The sequence below is a fragment of the Streptomyces sp. NPDC001941 genome (assembly GCF_040296945.1).
Lineage (GTDB): Bacteria > Actinomycetota > Actinomycetes > Streptomycetales > Streptomycetaceae > Streptomyces.
The window spans coordinates 61,356-79,775 of the sequence record NZ_JBEOYE010000016.1 but is presented as its reverse complement, the minus strand read 5'-3'; the positions used below and the strand labels follow the sequence as shown (position 1 = coordinate 79,775).

Here is an 18,420-nt window from a genome sequence, read left to right as displayed (position 1 = left end):
GTGTCGGTTCGGGTCAGCCGGCCCCGTCGGGCCCGGGTCAGCCATCCGCCCCCGGGTCCGGCTCCGCCCGGGCCAGGGCCGCCGCATCCCGCAGCGACAGCCGGCGGCCCTCCTCGTACGCGCTCGCGTACTCCCGCTCCGTGAGGGAACCGCGCACCTCGCGCTCCGCGCGCGCCCGGATCCCCGCCTCGTAGCCCGGCACGTTCGGGCGGAAGCCCCAGCCCCCCGGGCGGGCGGTCTCGGCGTCGTGGGCGCCGAGGAGGGCGGCGCCCCGCGCGGGGCCGCCGGTGCGGGCCGCCGTCCAGGCCGCCAGCGGGAGCTGGCCGACGATCAGGTACGGGGCCACCAGGTAGGCCAGCGACTCCAGTTGGACCAGCGCCGTGCCCAGGCGCCGGGCCGCCCCGGTCCAGTCCTCCTCCAGGCAGTCCAGCCAGGCGTGCATCCCCGCCACCAGGCCCGTGAAGAGGCCCGGGGTCTCACGGGCGAAGTCCCGTTCCGTGGCGTGCAGTTGCTCGCGCGCCCGGTCCGTGCGGGACGTCATGCCGTAGTGCTGCGCCAGCAGCAGCCGCGCCGTGCTCACCGCCTCCACGTTGTAGTGGGACGCCTCCCGCGCCGCCTCGGCCAGCAGGCGCTCCGCCGCCGCCCGCTCCTCGTCCGTCCCCGCCGTCGCCAGCCGCACCGACGCCAGCCGCGCCTTGAAGACCGGGACCTGGGAGTGCGCCCCGATCCCCTCCGCCGTCTCCATCGCCCGCCGGAAGTCCCGCGCGGCCCGCCGGTAGTGGCCGGCCGCCTCGTTCGCCTCGCCGCGCGCCGCGTACGCCTCCGCGACGCCCCAGGGGTCCCCGGCCTCCTCGAACAGGGCCAGCGCCTCGTCGACGTCCCCCGGGCCGCCGCCCAGCAGGCGGCCCCGCAGGAAGAGCGTGAACGCCAGGTCCCAGCCCCGGTGGTGGGCCCGGCAGTCCCGCGCGGCCCGGTCCAGGGTCTGCGCCAGCGAGGCGTGCTCCCCCGTCATCAGGAGCGCGAAGTACCACATGATCCCGGGCTGCCGGGTGTTCTGCGGCATGCCCGGGCGGTACGCCTCCACGATCGCCTCGAGCCGCGCCCGCGTCCCCGGGTCCGTCAGGGCCGTCGCGCCCTCGCCGCCCTGGCTGGCCAGCAGCTGCATCCGCACGCCGCGGCGCGCCTCCCACAGCACCTCCTCGGGCCAGGGCGGCGCGGTGTCCGTGCAGCGCGGCACCAGCGGGGTGGCCCGGCGCAGCGGCGGGGCGAACGGGTCGGGGCCCAGGGAGGCCGCCGTCTCCGTGCCCGCCCGGGCGTCCGACTGGTGGCCGAGGAGCTGCCAGAACCAGCCCGCCGACAGCGCCAGGCAGAGCGCCTCCTGTTCCTCGCCCAGCTCGGCGGCGGAGCGGAACGCGGCCCGCAGGTTGTCGTGCTCGGCCTCGAACCGCCGCAGCCAGAAGCCCTGTCCCGGCCCGCGCAGCAGCAGGTCGGCGGTGCGGGCGAACTCCCGGTAGGCGACGAGGTGGCGGCCGGCCGTCGCCCGGCGCTCCCCCGCCCGCTCCAGGTGCTCCGCCGCGTACTCGGCGATCGTCTCCAGCAGGCCGTAGCGCATCCCGGTCTCCGCCGAGGGGACCGCCGTCACCAGGGACTTGTCCACCAGGCGCACCAGGACGTCGAGGACCGCCGCCCCGTCGAGCGGGGCCGCCCCGTCGGGCGCCGGGTCCGCGCAGACCTGCCGCAGCTCCTCGGGGCCGCAACCGCCGGAGAAGACCGACAGGCGCCGCAGGACCGCGCGCTCGTCCTCGTCGAGCAGCTCCCAGGACCAGTCGACGACCGCGCGCAGGGTCTGCTGGCGCGGCAGGGCGGTGCGGCTGCCGCCGGCCAGTAGCCGGAAGCGGTCGTCGAGGCGGTCGGCGATCTGGCGCGGGGTGAGGGCCCGCAGGCGGGCGGCGGCCAGTTCGATCGCCAGCGGCAGGCCGTCCAGGCGGCGGCAGATCTCCGCGCACGCCTCGGGGTCCTGGCAGGGGGTGAAGCCGGGGCGCGCGGAGCCTCCCCGGTCGGCGAGCAGCCGCAGCGCGAGCGGGTCCGGCAGCGGCTCCAGGGTGCGGGTGAACTCGCCCGGTACGCCGAGGGGTTCGCGGCTCGTGGCGAGGACCGTCACCCCGGGGCAGCGGGTCAGCACCGTCTCCGCCAGGGTCGCGGCGGCGTCCAGGAGGTGTTCGCAGTTGTCCAGAACCAGGAGCAGCCGGCGCGGCGCGCAGTGCTCGACCAGCTGCTCCAGCGGCGCCCTGGGGGTCCCGTCGGTGGCGCCCCAGCGCAGCGCCTCGCGCCCGCCCAGGGCGGTGAGCACGGCTTCCGCCGCGTCCGACGGGCCGCGCACGGGGGCCAGTTCGGCCACCCAGACGCCGTCGGGGAAGGGCACGGCGGCCGGGGCCGGGGCCGCGGCGGGGCGCGTCGTCGCCGCTTCGGCCGCCTCCACGGCCAGGCGGGTCTTGCCCACTCCGCCCGGGCCGAGCAGCGTCACCAGGCGACGGGTGGTCAGATCCTCCGCCAGGAGCGCGAGTTCGGGATCGCGGCCGATGAAGGAGGTGAGCCGGTCCCGGAGGTTGGTGGCGCGGGGCGGGGTGCGCGGCGGGGGTACGGGAAGCGCGTCCGGGGTGCGGTCCGGTTCCCGCTGGAGCAACTGGGCGTGCAGCGAGCGGAGTTCCTCCCCAGGGTCCGTGCCGAGGGCCTCGGCGAGCCGGGTGCGCACCTCCTCGTACGCCCGCAGCGCCTCGGCCCGGCGTCCGGCCGCCCGCAGCGCCCGGATGCGCAGGGCCTGGAGCGGCTCGTCCAGGGGCTCGGCGGCGGCCAGCGCGTCGAGTCCGGCCAGTCCGTCGAGTCCGGCCAGCGCGGCCCCGGGGCGGCCGAGGGCGACCTCGGCGGCCAGGCGGTCGCGGCGGGTCCCGGCGCGGCGGCGCTCCATCCGCACCACGAGCGGGTCGCCGTCGCGGCCCGGCAGGTCGGCGAGGGCCGGTCCCCGCCACAGGGACAGTGCCTCGTCGAGGAGCCGGGCGGCGGTGCGGGCGTCGCCCCCGTCGAGCGCGGCGGCTCCCTCGCCCGCGAGGCGCTCGAAGCGGAAGAGGTCGACGTCCTCGCGGCCGGCGGCGAGCCGGTAGCCGCCGGGGGCGGAGGTGACGGCGTCCTTGCCGAGGGCCCGGCGCAGGCGGCCGACCAGGGCCTGGAGGGCGGCGGGTTCGTCGGCGGGCGGGGTGTCGTGCTCCGTCCAGACGTGGGCGGCCAGCGCACCGGCGGGGACGAAGCGGGGCTCGGCGGCGCCGGACGCGGCCTCGGCGGCCAGGGCGGTGAGCAGGGCGCGCAGGCGGGGGCCCTTGAGGTGTGCCTCGCCGCCGTCGGGGTGGTGGGCCCGGGTGGGGCCGAGGATGCGGTAGCGGAGGGTCACGCGGACATTCTTCCCGAAGCCCCGCGCCACCGAGGCCGCGGGCCTGGTCGAGGACCACCCGGCTCCCGGACGGGACCGGGTCAGGGCCGGGTCAGGGCTGTCACGTCAGGACCGCCCCGACCCCCGGACGGGCCCAGGTCAGGACCGCCCCGCCCCCCGTACGGGACCGGGGCAGGACCGCCCCGACTCCCGCCCGGCCCCTCCCGCGCCCTCAGGCGTCGGGCGGGTGGGAGGTGGCCCGTGGCAGACGTACCACCGTCCGGGCCCCGCCCCCCTTGGCGTGGGAGAACTCCACCTTCGCGCCCAGCACCTCCGCCTGGCCGACCACGATCGTCAGCCCCAGGCCCTGTCCCCTGCCGCGGCCCGGGTCGCCGGTCCGGAAGCGCTGCGGGCCCTGCTCGATCAAGCCGTCCGGGTAGCCGGGGCCGTGGTCGCGGACCTCGACGCTCGGGCCGTTGACCGTGACGGTGACCGGGGGCGCCCCGTGGCGGTGGGCGTTGCCGACCAGGTTGGCCAGGACGCGGTCGAAGCGGCGCCGGTCCGTCTCCACCCGGGCGTCGCGCAGGATCCGCACCTCCACGTCGAGGCCGGTGGCCCGTACCGCCCGCTCGGTCATCGGCCCGAGGTCGTGCTCCGCCAGCTCCGGCGTCTCCACGCCCGCGTCCAGGCGGGAGATCTCCAGGAGGTCCTCGGTCAGCTTGTGCAGCGCCCGCAGCCGGTCGTTGATCATCTCCTTGGGGCGGCCCTCGGGCAGCAGCCCGGCGGCCGCGAGCACCCCGGTCAGCGGGGTGCGCAGCTCGTGGGCGACGTCCGCGGTGAAGCGCTTCTCGCCCTCCAGACGGGCCTGGAGGGAGCCCGCCATCGAGTCCAGCGCCGTCGCCACCGCGAGCACCTCGTCCCTGCTGTCGCCGCGCCCGCCGTCGGGGAGCATCCCGACGCGCGCGTCCAGGTCTCCGTCGGTGATCCTGCGCGCCACCTCGGCGGTCGCGGCCAGGCGCCGGCTGATCCGCACCGCGAGGAACAGGCCCGCCAGCGCGACCAGGCCCGCCGCGAGCAGCGACGAACCGATGATCGCCGTGTCGGTGTCCCGCAGGTGGGAGCGGGTGCTGCCGTACGGCACCCACACCGCGAGGGCCCGTCCGTCGGCGGGCGCGGCGGCCCACATGACGGGCTTGCCCGCCCGGCTGCCCACCATGCTGCCGCTCTCCCCGCCCCGTACGAGCGCCCTCAGCCGGTCCGGGAGCTCCCTGGGGTCCACCTCGACGGCCACCGCGCCGCTGGAGGTGCCGTAGGTGTACTGCACGGAGGCCTCGTCCAGGGCCTTGCGGGCGTCCGCGCGCAGCTGGCCGACCGTCTGCTGGGCGACCACGTTGTGCACCAGCGTGCCGAGCACGATCGCGACGGCGCAGCAGACCGCGGTGGTGGTCGCGGCGATCGTCCAGCGGAGGCTGGAGGCCCAGCCGGGCCGGTAGCGGTAGAGGTTCACAGTTCGCTGCGGGGACAGGGCTCGTCCGCCTTCTTCAGCGCCGGGCAGTCGTCGAGGGTGAGGCCGCCCAGGCTCATCTGCGTGCCGTCCCACACGTACTCCGAGACGCTCACGAAGTCCGGGTTCGAGGTCGGTTCGCGCACGGTCAGGTGGCCCGCCGCCACCTCGGTGGCCTCCAGGACCGCCCGCCGGGCGAGCACCCGGGTCACCCGGGTGTCGCGCGCGGTGTACACGCGCAGCTCGCTGACCCGGCCGTCCAGGTCCACGGCGGTGATCAGCTCGGGCTTGCCGTCACCGGTGAGGTCGTGGTGCACCGGCGGGCGCACCGGGCACTCCTCTCCCCGGCAGGTCGCGAGCAGGGCCGGGGCGCGGCGGTCGACCAGCACGCCCTTGCCGCCGTCGGCGCGGGCGGCGGCCGCCACGTCGGCCTTGACCACGGCCAGCGCGTCGGCCTCGCGCATGTCCCCGGACGGCACCGGGGGCACGTCGACGCGGGTGGGCGTGTTGGGGGTCTGGCCGGGCCTGGCAGGGGCGGGCGTGGCGGACGCCCACAGCGACAGCGGGGCCCTCAGCTCCCCGTGGCTGCCGTAGCCGCGCAGGCCCTCCACGTCGGCGCACCCGGCCGCGAGTGCCGCGAGCGCGAGGACCGCGGCCGCGGCGGGCAGTCGGCGTGCGCGTCCCGTGGCCATGGCCCCATGGTCACGGCGCCCCCGGCGGCGCACACGGTGGCGGGGGCCGTACGGGTCAGGGGACGGTGCCCTCCGGACCGGGCGCCGTCCTTCACAGCTCCCGGCGCGGCCAGTCGAGGAGCCGGGCCCCGATCACCGCCGTCTGGAGCGTGTAGCGGTGCAGCGGGTCGGCCGGGTCGGACCCGGTCAGCGAGTGCACGCGGTCCAGGCGGTAGGTCAGGGCGCGCACGCTCAGGCGCAGCCTGCGGGCGGCCTCGGCGCCGTTGCAGCCGGAGTCGAAGTACGCGCTGAGGGTGTCCAGGAGCGGCTGCGCGCCGCCGCGGGCCTCCTCCAGCGGGCCCAGCGCGCTGCGGACCAGGTCGGCGAGGGCGGCCCGGTCGCGGCCGAGGACGGGGAAGACCAGGAGTTCGGCGGCGCGCAGCAGGGGGCCTGGCAGGTCCATGCGGTCGGCGATGTCGAGGGCGTTGAGGGCCTCCTCATAGGAGTGCACGACGCCCCCGGGGCCGGGGTGGGCGCGGCCGATGGCGACGCGGCTGCCCTCGGTGGCGGCGTACGCCTGCTTGGCGAAGTACGTCAGGACGTCGTCCTGGTCGCCGGGGGCCACGCACACCAGCCGGTCGTCCTTGGTGGTGACCAGGATGCGGCGGTGGCCGAAGCGGCCGACCAGGGCCTGTTCGACCTGGCGGGCCGCGTGGTCGCTCTCGTCGTGGCGGGTGGCGTGGTCGGTGCCGCCGGGGGCGCCCGTGGCGGCGGCGGCCACGGCGACGGCGTGGGCGCGGGAGAGCCGCAGGCCGAAGCGCTCGGCGCGCTCGGCGAGGCGGCCGAGGTCGCTGCGGCCGTACAGCAGGTCGTCGATGAACTCGCGGCGGGCCGCCTCCTCCTGGCGCACGGCGAGCCGCTGGGCGCGCTCGTAGCCCTCGGCGAAGGCGTCCACGGCCTGTTCGAGGGTGGCCAGGACGTGGGCGGTGTCGGCGCCGCCGGGCCAGGAGGCGCGGGCGGCGGAGAGGTGGGCGGCGACGAAGGCGCGCAGCCCGTGGCCGCTGGAGGCGGCCCGCTCGCCCAGGGCCCGGCGGGACAGCAGTTCCTCGCGGGTGAGGCGGCGGCCGGTGGCCGACGCCTGCTCCAGGAGCCCCGGGTACCCCTCCAGGAACTCAGCGGGTATCTCCCGCCCCATCTCCGCTCCCCCGTTCCGGCGTCCCGCGCCGACCTCTGACGGCTTCCGTACGCGCGGCCGTCTTGACGCGGGCCCTCGACGCGTGCGGGGCCCAAGCCTGCCAGACGGGTGCGGGACGGTGGCGCCGAGGTCCCGGGGACGGGCCGCCGGGCGCCGTCAGGCGAGGCGCAGGTGCCAGCGCCCGGAGTGCCGGGTGAGCCGGGTCAGGGCGAGCGGCTCCACGTCCACGCGCCAGAAGACGTCGGGCGGGACGGCCAGGGCGTGGACCACCGCGGCGCGCACCGCGCCCGGTCCCGCGACGGCCAGGGCGCGCCCCTCGGGCAGCGCGTCCAGCCAGCCGCCGACCCGTCGGCACAGGGCGGTCACCGACTCCCCGCCGGGCGGGGCGGCGTCCGGGTCCGTGGTCCAGGCCGCGAGCCCGGCCGGGTCGTCGGCGGCGACCTCGTCCAGGGTGCGCCCGCGCCAGTCGCCCGGGTCGGCGTCGGCGAGCGCGGGCGCGACCTCGGCCGCCGGCCCGAGGGCCAGGGCGGTCGCGCGGCAGTGGGCGCCGGGCGCGGTGAACCACCGCTCGGCGGGCGGGAGTCCGGGAACCACCGGATCGTGCTCGGGGGGCTCTTCGGCGCCGAAGCGGGGGGCCCGTCCGCGCGGCCCGGCGGCGGGCGCCAGCAGCGTGATCCGTACGGTCAACGGTGGTGCCCCCTCGGTGTGCGCCGGTGTCCCGGCGGATGCTACCGCCCGTGGCGCACGACACAGTTGGCGTGAATGCGCCAGGCCGCTACCGTCTTCTCGAAACCGAACACAGACAGGACGACGGCGCCCTTCGGAAGTCCGGTGCAACTCCGGCACGGTCGCGCCACTGTGGGTCCGGCAGGTCCTCCCGTACGGGAGGGGCCGCCGGTGAGTCAGACCCGTACGCCGTCGTCGCGTGCTCCACCGTAGCGGGACGCGTGTTCCCGAGGAGGTACCGCCATGGCCGACACCCTTGCCCCGGCACCCAGTTCGATCCCCGTCGCCCCCGTGAAGCTGCCGGTCAGGGCGATCCTGCCCTGGGCGGCGTTCTTCGGGCTGCTCATGCTCGTCCTGCTCTACTTCGTCGGCGCCGAACAGGGCGTCTTCTCCGTGTTCTCCGGTGAGGGGATCCACGAGTGGGTGCACGACGGCCGCCACCTGCTGGGCTTCCCCTGCCACTGAGCGACGCGACCGGAAAGCAGGGAACACCTTCATGAACTCCGTCTCCGTACGGGCGCTGCTCGTGCGCGGCATGCTGGCGGGCCTGGTGGCCGGCCTGCTCGCCTTCGGGCTGGCCCGCTGGATAGGCGAGCCGCCGGTCGACGCGGCGATCGCCTTCGAGGACGCCCACGCCGGGGCGCACGAGCACGGCGTCGAGCTGGTCAGCCGTTCGATGCAGTCCACCGCGGGGCTGGCCACCGCGGTCCTGGTCTTCGGCACCGCGGTCGGCGGCATCGCCGCGCTCGCGTTCTGCTTCGCCCTGGGCCGGATCGGCCGCTTCGGGGCGCGGGCCACGGCCGCTCTGGTCGCGCTCGCGGCGTACGTCACGGTGTACTTCGTGCCGTCGCTGAAGTACCCGGCGAACCCGCCCGCCGTGGGCGACCCGGACACCCTGGCCAAACGCACCACGCTGTTCTTCCTGATGATCGCCCTGTCCGTGCTGCTCGCGCTCGGCGCGACGCTGCTCGGGCGCCGGCTCGCCCCGCGGTGGGGCAACTGGAACGCCTCGATCGCGGCGGTGGCCGCGTTCGTGGTGGTGATCGCGGTGGCGATGGCGTTCCTGCCGGTGGTGAACGAGCTGCCCAAGGACTTCCCGCCGGACACGCTGTGGCGCTTCCGGCTCGCGTCGTTCGGCATCCAGGCGCTGCTGTGGTCCTCGTTCGGCCTGGTCTTCGGCGCGCTCGCGGAGCGGGTGGTGGAGCCCGGACGCGTGCGCTCGCGCGAGGCCGCCGAGTCCGCGGTGGCGGCGCACTGAGGGACGCAGGCACGTACGCGAGGGGCCGCCGGTGGCGCGACCGGCGGCCTTCGCGCGTACCGGGCCGGTCGCCCGGTACACGAGGGCCTTTCAGACGGTACGGACCTTGAGCACCTCGTCGCCGACCTCCACGACCTCCAGGGTGCGGTCCGGGCGGCCGGGGTCGGCGAACGTCACGGCGAGCCGCCCGCCCGCCGCCTCCTGCCAGCGGCCCGGCACCGCGTCCGGCGCGTCACCGCGGCCCAGCGGGTGGTCGGTGAACGTCCCGTCGGGAGCGAGCCGCAGGCCGCGCCGTCCGCGGGCGGGCGGGAAGGGGTAGTCGGCGGGCCGGTAGACGCGCACGTCCCCGGTGTCCTCCTCGAACGAGTGCACCCAGTGCCGGAACAGCCCCTCGGGCAGCCCGGGTCGCTCCTGCGCCATGCCCGTCCTCCCTCTCCCGGCCTCTCCTGGCCCGTGCCGAAACGGGTGCCGGTACCCGGACGCGCCGGTCCCATACGGAATCCGTCGTGGCACTTGCCCCGAATACTGTGACACGGGTCACGTTCGCGGGGCCGGGCGACTACTGTATCCCTACCGGGCCCGCGTTCACCGTCCACGGCCGCACTCCGCGGCGAAGCGAGGAGGCGCAGCGTGCCCGATTCCCAGGAGCCCCAGGACCGTTCGGCATCCGCAGGGACGCCCACCAGGCGCGACTGCGGGACCATGGAGGTCCACCGCAGGCTGCTCAGCACCGTCTCCGGGTACTCAGCCGCACGCGCCGCGGTGGAGAACCGGGCGTTCCGGTACGAGACCGGGCAGGAGGAGCCGGAGCGCACTGGCGTCATCCGCATCCCGGTGGTCGTCCACGTCGTCTGGAACACCGCCGAGCAGAACGTCGACGACGCCCAGGTCGCCAGCCAGATCGACGTCCTCAACCGGGACTTCCGCGCGCTCAACCCGGACGTGTCGCAGGTGCCCGCGGTCTGGCAGGACCGGGTGGCCGACTGCCTGGTGGAGTTCGAGCTGGCCTCGACCGACCCGGACGGGCAGCCGACGAGCGGGATCACCAGGACCGAGACGCAGACGGCGGGCTTCGGCGCGGACGACGCGGTGAAGTCCGCGGCGACCGGCGGGCACGACGCCTGGCCCGCGGACCGGTACCTCAACATGTGGGTGTGCCCGCTGGGCGGCGGTCTGCTGGGCTACGCGCAGTTCCCCGGCGGGCCCGCGGAGACCGACGGCGTGGTGATCCTGCACTCCGGGTTCGGCACCACGGGCACGGCGGCGGCGCCGTTCGACGGGGGCCGCACCGCGACCCACGAGATCGGGCACTGGCTGAACCTGTTCCACATCTGGGGCGACGACGGCACCGGCTGCAGCGGCACGGACCACGTCGCGGACACCCCCAACCAGGGCGGGCCCAACGGCGGCAAGCCCACCTTCCCCAAGCTGAGCTGCAACAACGGGCCGAACGGGGACATGTTCATGAACTACATGGACTACACCGACGACGCGGCGATGTTCATGTTCACGAGCGGCCAGAAGGCGCGCGTGGACGCGACCCTGGACGGGGCGCGGTCCTCGTTCGCCAAGCGCTAGTCACTACCGGTGGCGGGCCCGTCGAGGGCGGGCCCGGCGCCGCGCGTCAGCAGGGCCAACTGGCAGAGGGACTCCAGGCGTTCGAGGTGGTCGCGGGCGCGGGCCAGGTCCGCGCCCCAGGCCAGCGCCCCGTGGTCGGCGATGAGCAGGACCGGGGGCGGGTCGTCGGCGGTGTCGAGCAGGTCCTCGACGTCGTCGGCGACGCGCTCCACGTCGGCGTGGTTGGCGAGCACCGGCACGTCGACCCGGTCCGGGTCGCCGGTGCCCAGGCCCTTGAGCAACTCGAAGCGCTCCAGGCGCAGGTGGCGGGGCTCGGCGGCCTTCCGGCCGCGCGCCGTGAGGGTGGCCGCGGCGGTGGCGTACGGGCAGTGGGCGTGGATCACCGCGCCCGCGGTGGTCGTCCGGTACAGCGCGGCGTGCAGCACCGACTCCGGGGACGCGCCGAGCCGGGCCGGGCGGGCCAGGACGCCGGTGGCGACGCTGATCTCGACCATGTCCTGGACGGTGAGCTCGCCCTTGTCCCGGCCGCCCGCGGTGATCAGCGCGAGGCCGCCGGGCTCGGGCAGCCGCACCGAGAGGTTGCCCGAGGTGCCGGGCATCCAGCCGCGCTCGTACAACGCCTTGGCGGCGTGGGCCAGTTGGATGCCCGAGGACAGGGTCGAACGGTGCACGGGTCCCCCTTTGCCGGATGGGTGTCCCACTCGTACCGGAAGCGGGCCGGACAGGCCAGAGCACGGAAGGGCCCGCCGGGACGCCCGGGGCCGGATCCCGCCCGGGGAACGCGGGGGGATCGCGGGGGGACGAACTATGGTGAGCGGGGCGGGCAGTCACTCACCTGGAGGTACTCCGTGAAGATGCTCATCAACGTGCCGGAGACCGTCGTCGCGGACGCGCTGCGCGGGATGGCCGCCGCGCACCCCGAGCTGACGGTGGACGTGGAGCGCCGGGTGGTGGTCCGCCGGGACGCCCCGGTGGCCGGGAAGGTGGCCCTGGTGTCGGGGGGCGGGTCCGGGCACGAGCCGCTGCACGGCGGGTTCGTGGGTCCCGGCATGCTGTCGGCCGCCTGCCCCGGTGAGGTGTTCACCTCGCCGGTGCCCGACCAGATGGTGCGGGCCGCCGCGGCGGTGGACAGCGGCGCGGGGGTGCTGTTCGTGGTGAAGAACTACACCGGGGACGTGCTGAACTTCGACATGGCGGCCGAACTCGCCGAGGACGAGGGCGTCCGGGTCGCCCGGGTCCTGGTGGACGACGACGTGGCGGTGGCCGACAGCCTGTACACGGCGGGCCGGCGCGGCACCGGCGGCACCCTGTTCGTGGAGAAGCTGGCGGGCGCCGCGGCCGAGGAGGGCGCGCCGCTGGAGCGGGTCGAGGCGGTCGCCCGGCGGGTCAACGAGCGCACCCGCAGCTTCGGCGTGGCGCTCGGCGCCTGCACCACGCCCGCCAAGGGCAGCCCCACCTTCGACCTGCCCGCGGGCGAACTGGAGCTGGGCATCGGCATCCACGGCGAGCCCGGCCGGGAGCGGCGGGCCATGATGACCTCCCGCGAGATCGCCGACTTCGCCGTGGACGCGGTCCTCGACGACCTGCGCCCGGACGGCCCGGTGCTGGCCCTGGTGAACGGCATGGGCGGCACGCCGCTACTGGAGTTGTACGGGTTCAACGCCGAGGTGCAGCGGGTGCTGACCGAGCGCGGGGTGCCCGTCGCCCGTACCCTCGTCGGCAACTACGTGACCTCGCTGGACATGGCGGGCTGCTCGGTGACGCTGTGCGCGGTGGACGAGGAGCTGCTGCGGCTGTGGGACGCGCCGGTGCGCACGCCCGCGCTGCGGTGGGGCTGCTGAGGGCGGGAAGAGACGGGAAGACGGGACGGGGAACGGAGCGGATCGTGGGAGTGCCCGAAGTGACAGTGCTGGACGCGGACTTCTTCCGCCGCTGGCTGACCGCCGTCGCCGCGTCGGTGGACCGGGAGGCCGACCGGCTGACCGAGCTCGACTCGGCGATCGGCGACGCCGACCACGGCAGCAACCTGCGGCGCGGGTTCGCCGCCGTGGCGGACGTGCTCGCGCGGGAGGAGCCCGCGACGCCCGGGGCCGTGCTCACCCTGGCCGGGCGGGAGTTGATCTCGACGGTGGGCGGTGCGTCGGGTCCGCTGTACGGGACGCTGCTGCGCCGCACCGGCAAGGAGCTGGGCGAGGCGGCCGAGGTGGACCGCACCGCGCTGGCGGCCGCGTTCGCCGCCGGGGTGGCCGCGGTGGCCCAGCTGGGCGGCGCCGCGCCCGGGGACAAGACGATGCTGGACGCGCTGGGTCCGGCGGCCGAGGCGCTGGGCGAGTCGTTCGCCGCGGCGGCCGGCGCGGCCGGGCGGGGCGCGGCGGACACCGTGCCGCTGCGGGCCCGCAAGGGCAGGGCGAGTTACCTGGGCGAGCGCAGCGTCGGGCACCAGGACCCGGGGGCCACCTCCGCCGCGCTGCTCCTCGCCGCGCTGGCCGGGACCGCCGGGGAGGCCGCGTGAACCCGGTGGGCATCGTCCTCGTCTCGCACAGCGCCGCCGTCGCGACGGCCGTCGCGGAGCTGGCCAGGGGTCTGGCGGGCGGCGCCGCGGAGGTGCCCGTGGCGGCGGCGGGCGGCACCGCGGACGGCGGGCTCGGCACCAGCGCGGAGCTGATCGCGCGGGCCGCGGCCGAGGTGGACCGGGGCGCCGGGGTGGCGGTGCTGGTGGACCTGGGCAGCGCGGTCCTCACCGTGAAGGCGCTGCTCGCCGACGGGGACGAACTGCCCGGATCGACCCGGCTGGTGGACGCGCCGCTGGTGGAGGGCGCGGTCGCGGCGGTGGTCGCGGCGTCGGCGGGCGCGGACCTGGCGGCGGTCGGGGCGGCGGCGACGGAGGCGTACGACTACCGCAAGGCGTGAGGCCCGGGACGCGGTCACGACCCGCGCCCGGAGCGGCGCGGGTTGTGATGTGCCTGGTGGGAGCACTAGTGTCACAGGGCCTTGGTGTACGGGAAACCGGTGGAGTACCGGTGCGGCCCTCGCCACTGTGATCGGGAGGTCCGGCTCCATCCCCCCTCGCGGGGAGCCACTGGATCGCCCCGGGTGACCGCCCGGGGCGTTTGGGAAGGCGGAGCCGGGCGGAAACACCGTCAGCCAGGAGACCGGCCAGGGCGCGTTGTCCATCCACGAGGTGCTGGAGAGGTCTCACTCACCCATGCATATAGCCGAGGGCTACCTGCCCCCGTTGCACGCGGCCGCCTGGGGCGCCGCCGCCGCGCCGTTCGTCGTCCACGGCGTGCGGAACCTGACCCGCGAGGTCCGGGCGAACCCGGAGTCCACCCTGCTGCTCGGCGCCTCGGGCGCCTTCACCTTCGTCCTCTCCGCGCTCAAGATTCCCTCGGTGACGGGTAGTTGTTCGCACCCGACCGGGACGGGGCTCGGCGCGATCCTGTTCCGGCCGCCGATCATGGCGGTGCTCGGCACGGTGACCCTGCTGTTCCAGGCGCTGCTGCTGGCGCACGGCGGGCTGACCACGCTGGGCGCCAACGCCTTCTCGATGGCGATCGTGGGGCCCTGGGCCGGCTACGGCGTGTACCGGCTGCTGCGGCGGTTCGACGTGCCGCTGATGGTGACGGTGTTCTTCGGCGCGTTCGTCGCGGACCTGTCCACGTACTGCGTCACCAGCGTGCAGCTGGCGCTGGCGTTCCCCGACCCGGCCGGCGGTTTCCTGGGCTCGCTGGGCAAGTTCGGGTCGATCTTCGCGCTCACCCAGATCCCGCTGGCCGTGAGCGAGGGCCTGCTCACCGTCCTGGTGATGCGGCTGCTGGTGCAGTCGAGCAAGGGCGAACTGACCCGGCTCGGCGTGCTGCTGACCGGTGCGGGCCGCAAGGGCGCTCCCGCCGAGCCCGAGGCGGTGGCCCGGTGAGCCGCAACGCGAAGATCAACACGCTGCTGCTCCTGGTCGTGGCCGCGCTGGCGGTGCTGCCGCTGGCGCTGGGCCTGGGCGACCACAAGGAGGAGCCGTTCGCCGGCGCCGACGCGCAGGCGGAGACGGCCATCACCGAGCTGGAGCCGGACTACGAGCCCTGGTTCTCGCCGCTGTACGAACCGCCGTCCGGCGAGATCGAGTCGGCGCTGTTTGCCCTCCAGGCCGCGCTCGGCGCGGGCGTCCTCGCCTACTACTTCGGGCTGCGGCGCGGCCGCCGCCAGGGCGAGGCGCGGGCGCTGGCCGGCCCGGCGGACGGCGAGGGGCACGAGGTCGCCGGTCCCGCGGCCGACGGCAGCCCGGCTTCCTCCTGATGCTGCCGATCGACGCGGCGGCGCACGGCAACCGCTGGCGCCGCCGCCACCCGCTGGAGAAGGCCGTCCTCGGGCTCGGCCTGACGCTCGCCGCGGTCTGCCTGCCGCCGTGGCCCGGCGCCCCGCTGGTCGCGGCGGCCACCCTGGCGGTGCTGCTCGGACCGGCGGGGGTGGCGCCCCGGCTGCTGTGGCGGGCGTTCCGGGTGCCGCTGGGCTTCTGCGTGACCGGCGCGGTGCCGCTGCTGTTCCAGGTCGGCGGGGCGGGCGGGTTCGTGACGCTCGCCCCGGACGGCCCGGCGCACGCAGGCCAGCTGCTGCTGCGCACCTCGGCGGCCTCGCTGGGGGTGCTGCTCTTCGCGTTCACCACGCCCGTCTCGGACGTGCTGCCCCGGCTGGTGCGCGCCGGGGTGCCCGCGCCGGTGGTGGACGTGGCGCTGGTGATGTACCGGATCTCGTTCCTGCTGCTCGACGCGGTGGCGCGGATCCGCCAGGCGCAGGCCGCCCGGCTCGGGGCCACCACCCGGGCGGCGGCCTGGCGCTCGCTGGCCGGGCTCACCGCCACCGCGTTCGTCCGGGCCTTCGACCGGGCCCAGCGCCTGCAGACGGGGCTCGCCGGGCGCGGCTACGACGGGACGCTGCGGGTGCTGGTGCCCGAGGCGCGGGTCTCGCGCCGGTTCCTCGCGGCGAGCGCCGCGCTGCTCGCGGGCGTCGTCGCCCTGAGCCTGGTCCTGCAACTCGTACTGGAAGGGTCCCCCTGATGACGGCCGAGACGGCTGGCGCGCCCCCCGTGGTGGAACTCGTCGGGGCGGGCTTCGCCTACGAGGAGGGACCGGCCGTGCTCAGCGGCGTCGACTTCGCGGTGCCCGCGGGCCGGTCGACGGCGCTGCTCGGGCGCAACGGCAGCGGCAAGACGACGCTGCTGCGGCTGCTCAGCGGCGGGCTGCGGTGCGGGAGCGGGGTGCTGCGCTGCGCGGGGCGCGAGGTGACGTACGACCGCAAGGGGCTGACCCGGCTGCGCACCGCGGTGCAGCTGGTGGTGCAGGACCCGGACGACCAGCTGTTCGCCGCGTCGGTGGCGCAGGACGTGTCGTTCGGGCCGCTGAACCTGGGGGTGCCCGAGGCGGAGGTGCGGGAGCGGGTGGCCGGGGCGCTGGCGGCGCTGGACATCACGGCGCTCGCGGACCGGCCGACGCACCTGCTGTCGTACGGGCAGCGCAAGCGTGCGGCGATCGCGGGGGCGGTGGCGATGCGCCCCGGCCTGCTGGTCCTGGACGAGCCGACGGCCGGGCTCGACCCGGACGGGCAGGAGCGGCTCCTGGAGGTGCTGGGGCGGCTGCGGGATTCGGGCACCACGGTGCTGATGGCCACGCACGACGTGGACCTGGCGCTGCGCTGGGCGGACGAGGCGGCGGTGCTGGGGCCCTCGGGGGTGCGCACCGGGCCGGTGGCCGAGGTGCTCGCGGACGCCGGGCTGCTGGCGGCGGCGCGGCTGCGGCGGCCGTGGGGCCTGGCGGTGGAGGAGGCGCTGCGGGCGCGGGGGCTGCTCGCGGCGGGCGAGGCGGGGCCGCGCACGCCGGAGGAGCTGGCGCGCTGGGCGGCGGGGGCGCGGGCCTGAGGCGGGCAGCAGTGGGCTACCGGGGAGTAGCGCAGCTCACTCGGCCACCCTTATGCAACTAGTTGCACAACCTCGGCGGGGTCGACTAGAACTGGAACGACCCCGGCCCGAGGAGGCGCCCCCATGTCCGCGTACCCGCATCTGCTGAGCCCGCTCGACCTCGGCTTCACCACCCTGCCCAACCGCGTCCTGATGGGCTCGATGCACGTCGGGCTCGAAGAGGCCGAGAACGGCTTCGCGCGGATGGCCGCCTTCTACGCCGAGCGCGCCCGGGGCGGCGTCGGGCTCATCGTGACCGGCGGCATCGCCCCCAACGAGGCGGGACGCCCCTGGGAGGGCGGCGCCAAGCTCACCACCGCCGAGGAGGCCGCGCAGCACCGCGTGATCACCGACGCGGTGCACGCCGAGGGCGGCCGGATCGCGATGCAGATCCTGCACTTCGGGCGGTACGCGTACCACGCCGACCTGGTCGCCCCCAGCGCCGTACAGGCCCCCATCAGCCCCTTCCCGCCGCACGCGCTCACCGACGACGAGGTCGAGGCGACCATCGAGGACTTCGTGCGGGCCGCCGAGCTGGCCCGCTCCGCCGGGTACGACGGCGTCGAGATCATGGGCTCCGAGGGCTATCTGATCAACGAGTTCATCGCCGCCGCCACCAACCACCGCACCGACCGCTGGGGCGGCTCCTACGAGAACCGCACCCGGCTGCCGCTGGAGATCGTGCGCCGCACCCGCGAGCGGCTGGGCCGGGACTTCATCATCGTCTACCGGCTCTCCATGCTGGACCTGGTGCCCGGCGGCTCCACCCTGGACGAGGTCGTGGAGCTGGCCAAGGGCATCGAAGCGGCCGGGGCCACCCTGATCAACACCGGCATCGGCTGGCACGAGGCGCGCATCCCGACGATCGCCACCTCGGTGCCGCGCGGCGCCTACTCCTGGGTGACGAAGAAGATCATGGGCGCGGTGTCGGTCCCGCTGATCACCAGCAACCGCATCAACACCCCCGAGGTCGCCGAGCAGTTGCTCGCCGACGGACGCGCGGACATGGTCTCGATGGCCCGCCCCTTCCTGGCCGACCCCGACTTCGTGGCCAAGGCCGCCGGGGGCCGGGCCGACACGATCAACACCTGCATCGGCTGCAACCAGGCCTGCCTGGACCACACGTTCAGCATGAAGATCACCTCCTGCCTGGTGAACCCGCGCGCCTGCCACGAGACCGAGCTGGTCCTGTCCCCCACCCGGCGCGCCAAGCGCGTCGCGGTGGTCGGCGCCGGGCCCGCCGGACTCGCCTGCGCGGTCTCGGCGGCCGGACGCGGCCACGCCGTCACGCTGTTCGAGGCCGCGGCCGAGATCGGCGGCCAGCTCAACGTGGCCAAGCGGGTGCCCGGCAAGGAGGAGTTCGAGGAGACCCTGCGCTACTACCGCACGCAGCTCGAACTCCTCGGCGTGGACGTCAAGCTGGAGCACCGGGTCTCGGCGGACGACCTGGACGGCTACGACGAGGTGGTGGTCGCCACCGGCGTCACCCCGCGGGTGCCGGGGATCGAGGGCGTGGACCACCCCAGCGTCGTCGGCTACCTGGACGTGCTGCGCGGCGGCGCCGAGGTCGGCGAGCGGGTCGCGGTGCTGGGCGCCGGCGGCATCGGCTTCGACGTGGCCGAGTTCCTCACCGACGCGGGCGACGGCGCCTCCCAGGACCCGGAGACCTACTTCCGCTCCTGGGGCGTGGACACCTCCTACCAGGAGCGCGGCGGCCTGCGCGCGCCCGAGCGGCCCGCTCCCCCGCGCCAGGTGCACCTGCTCCAGCGCAAGACGTCCAAGGTGGGCGCCGGCCTCGGCAAGACGACCGGCTGGATCCACCGCACCGAGCTGCGCCACCGGGGCGTGACCATGGTCGCCGGAGCGACGTACGAGCGGATCGACGACGCGGGGCTGCACCTGAGCGTCGGCGGGGAGTCGACCGTGCTGCCAGTGGACACCGTGGTGCTGTGCACCGGGCAGGAACCGCGCCGCGACCTGTACGACGAGCTGGTCGCCCGGGGTCGCGCCGCGCACCTGATCGGCGGCGCCGACGTCGCGGCCGAGCTGGACGCCAAGCGCGCCATCGACCAGGGCACCCGGCTGGCCGCCACGCTCTGACTGGTCCGGAGGCGGCGCGGTGC

General features: G+C 76.0%; 18 protein-coding genes and 1 riboswitch. Of the genes, 11 read left to right on the top strand and 7 right to left on the bottom strand.

All coding sequences use genetic code 11. The features are described 5' to 3' along the window. Positions 1 to 37: 37 nt before the first annotated feature. The 5 genes from ABT160_RS14445 to ABT160_RS14425 form a co-directional block, all read right to left on the bottom strand. Positions 38 to 3,442 carry an ATP-binding protein gene (locus ABT160_RS14445; RefSeq protein ID WP_351647362.1) on the bottom strand — a complete coding sequence of 1,135 codons (3,405 nt, stop codon included), beginning with the start codon at positions 3,440 to 3,442 and terminating at the stop codon, positions 38 to 40. A 211-nt stretch (positions 3,443 to 3,653) separates the two neighbouring features. After that, positions 3,654 to 4,928, bottom strand: a complete 1,275-nt coding sequence (locus tag ABT160_RS14440; protein WP_351647361.1) for a sensor histidine kinase — start codon at positions 4,926 to 4,928, stop codon at positions 3,654 to 3,656. Next, a complete protein-coding gene (locus ABT160_RS14435; protein WP_351647360.1) occupies positions 4,925 to 5,617 on the bottom strand; it encodes a hypothetical protein in 693 nt (230 codons plus the stop codon). Before ABT160_RS14435 ends, ABT160_RS14440 begins: the two co-directional genes overlap by 4 nt. A 91-nt stretch (positions 5,618 to 5,708) precedes the next feature. Continuing rightward, positions 5,709 to 6,791, bottom strand: a complete 1,083-nt coding sequence (locus ABT160_RS14430; RefSeq protein ID WP_351647358.1) for a PucR family transcriptional regulator — start codon at positions 6,789 to 6,791, stop codon at positions 5,709 to 5,711. A 156-nt stretch (positions 6,792 to 6,947) separates the two neighbouring features. Beyond that, positions 6,948 to 7,478, bottom strand: coding sequence for a histidine phosphatase family protein (locus tag ABT160_RS14425; RefSeq protein ID WP_351647357.1), 531 nt, complete (start codon positions 7,476 to 7,478; stop codon positions 6,948 to 6,950). Positions 7,479 to 7,760: 282 nt separating this feature from the next. Between ABT160_RS14425 and ABT160_RS14420 the strand changes: the two genes are divergently transcribed. Both ABT160_RS14420 and ABT160_RS14415 read left to right on the top strand, forming a co-directional pair. Beyond that, positions 7,761 to 7,982 carry a CbtB domain-containing protein gene (locus ABT160_RS14420; protein WP_351647356.1) on the top strand — a complete coding sequence of 74 codons (222 nt, stop codon included), beginning with the start codon at positions 7,761 to 7,763 and terminating at the stop codon, positions 7,980 to 7,982. Between the two features lie 31 nt (positions 7,983 to 8,013). Further along, complete coding sequence (locus ABT160_RS14415) at positions 8,014 to 8,775, top strand: CbtA family protein (RefSeq protein ID WP_351647355.1); 762 nt, start codon at positions 8,014 to 8,016, stop codon at positions 8,773 to 8,775. 90 nt (positions 8,776 to 8,865) lie between these two features. On the opposite strand, the gene ABT160_RS14410 is transcribed toward ABT160_RS14415, so the two are convergent. Continuing rightward, positions 8,866 to 9,195 carry a hypothetical protein gene (locus ABT160_RS14410; RefSeq protein ID WP_351647354.1) on the bottom strand — a complete coding sequence of 110 codons (330 nt, stop codon included), beginning with the start codon at positions 9,193 to 9,195 and terminating at the stop codon, positions 8,866 to 8,868. 210 nt (positions 9,196 to 9,405) lie between these two features. Between ABT160_RS14410 and ABT160_RS14405 the strand changes: the two genes are divergently transcribed. Further along, complete coding sequence (locus tag ABT160_RS14405) at positions 9,406 to 10,353, top strand: zinc metalloprotease (protein ID WP_351647352.1); 948 nt, start codon at positions 9,406 to 9,408, stop codon at positions 10,351 to 10,353. Here ABT160_RS14405 and mtnB read toward each other — a convergent pair. After that, positions 10,350 to 11,024 carry a methylthioribulose 1-phosphate dehydratase gene (mtnB, locus tag ABT160_RS14400; protein WP_351647351.1) on the bottom strand — a complete coding sequence of 225 codons (675 nt, stop codon included), beginning with the start codon at positions 11,022 to 11,024 and terminating at the stop codon, positions 10,350 to 10,352. The genes ABT160_RS14405 and mtnB overlap by 4 nt on opposite strands. Before the next feature lie 177 nt (positions 11,025 to 11,201). Between mtnB and dhaK the strand changes: the two genes are divergently transcribed. The 8 genes from dhaK to ABT160_RS14360 all read left to right on the top strand — a co-directional run bounded on the left by dhaK (position 11,202) and on the right by ABT160_RS14360 (position 18,397). After that, positions 11,202 to 12,194 carry a dihydroxyacetone kinase subunit DhaK gene (dhaK, locus tag ABT160_RS14395; protein WP_351647350.1) on the top strand — a complete coding sequence of 331 codons (993 nt, stop codon included), beginning with the start codon at positions 11,202 to 11,204 and terminating at the stop codon, positions 12,192 to 12,194. A gap of 65 nt (positions 12,195 to 12,259) precedes the next feature. After that, positions 12,260 to 12,865, top strand: a complete 606-nt coding sequence (gene dhaL, locus ABT160_RS14390; RefSeq protein WP_351647413.1) for a dihydroxyacetone kinase subunit DhaL — start codon at positions 12,260 to 12,262, stop codon at positions 12,863 to 12,865. Continuing rightward, entirely contained in the window at positions 12,862 to 13,263 is a 402-nt protein-coding gene (locus ABT160_RS14385; RefSeq protein ID WP_351647349.1) for a PTS-dependent dihydroxyacetone kinase phosphotransferase subunit DhaM, read from the top strand. The genes dhaL and ABT160_RS14385 overlap by 4 nt, the downstream gene beginning before the upstream one ends. A 65-nt stretch (positions 13,264 to 13,328) precedes the next feature. After that, a riboswitch (cobalamin riboswitch) is annotated at positions 13,329 to 13,528 on the top strand. Between the two features lie 30 nt (positions 13,529 to 13,558). Continuing rightward, positions 13,559 to 14,269: an energy-coupling factor ABC transporter permease gene (locus ABT160_RS14380; protein ID WP_351647347.1), complete on the top strand. Its 711-nt coding sequence runs from the start codon at positions 13,559 to 13,561 to the stop codon at positions 14,267 to 14,269. Next, a complete protein-coding gene (locus ABT160_RS14375; protein WP_351647346.1) occupies positions 14,266 to 14,643 on the top strand; it encodes an energy-coupling factor ABC transporter substrate-binding protein in 378 nt (125 codons plus the stop codon). Before ABT160_RS14380 ends, ABT160_RS14375 begins: the two co-directional genes overlap by 4 nt. Further along, positions 14,643 to 15,401, top strand: coding sequence for a cobalt ECF transporter T component CbiQ (cbiQ, locus tag ABT160_RS14370; protein WP_351647345.1), 759 nt, complete (start codon positions 14,643 to 14,645; stop codon positions 15,399 to 15,401). Before ABT160_RS14375 ends, cbiQ begins: the two co-directional genes overlap by 1 nt. Next, positions 15,401 to 16,258, top strand: a complete 858-nt coding sequence (locus tag ABT160_RS14365) for an energy-coupling factor ABC transporter ATP-binding protein (protein ID WP_351647343.1) — start codon at positions 15,401 to 15,403, stop codon at positions 16,256 to 16,258. The genes cbiQ and ABT160_RS14365 overlap by 1 nt, the downstream gene beginning before the upstream one ends. A gap of 123 nt (positions 16,259 to 16,381) precedes the next feature. Next, entirely contained in the window at positions 16,382 to 18,397 is a 2,016-nt protein-coding gene (locus ABT160_RS14360; protein ID WP_351647341.1) for an oxidoreductase, read from the top strand. Positions 18,398 to 18,420: the final 23 nt, after the last annotated feature.

Excerpts from the sequence above, each read along its gene's own strand:
- ABT160_RS14435 (WP_351647360.1), bottom strand. The coding sequence starts at position 5,617 with ATGGCCACGGGACGCGCACGCCGACTGCCCGCCGCGGCCGCGGTCCTC.
- ABT160_RS14430 (WP_351647358.1), bottom strand. The coding sequence starts at position 6,791 with ATGGGGCGGGAGATACCCGCTGAGTTCCTGGAGGGGTACCCGGGGCTC.
- ABT160_RS14420 (WP_351647356.1), top strand. The coding sequence starts at position 7,761 with ATGGCCGACACCCTTGCCCCGGCACCCAGTTCGATCCCCGTCGCCCCC.
- ABT160_RS14415 (WP_351647355.1), top strand. The coding sequence starts at position 8,014 with ATGAACTCCGTCTCCGTACGGGCGCTGCTCGTGCGCGGCATGCTGGCG.
- ABT160_RS14410 (WP_351647354.1), bottom strand. The coding sequence starts at position 9,195 with ATGGCGCAGGAGCGACCCGGGCTGCCCGAGGGGCTGTTCCGGCACTGG.
- ABT160_RS14380 (WP_351647347.1), top strand. The coding sequence starts at position 13,559 with ATGCATATAGCCGAGGGCTACCTGCCCCCGTTGCACGCGGCCGCCTGG.
- cbiQ (WP_351647345.1), top strand. The coding sequence starts at position 14,643 with ATGCTGCCGATCGACGCGGCGGCGCACGGCAACCGCTGGCGCCGCCGC.
- ABT160_RS14365 (WP_351647343.1), top strand. The coding sequence starts at position 15,401 with ATGACGGCCGAGACGGCTGGCGCGCCCCCCGTGGTGGAACTCGTCGGG.
- ABT160_RS14360 (WP_351647341.1), top strand. The coding sequence starts at position 16,382 with ATGTCCGCGTACCCGCATCTGCTGAGCCCGCTCGACCTCGGCTTCACC.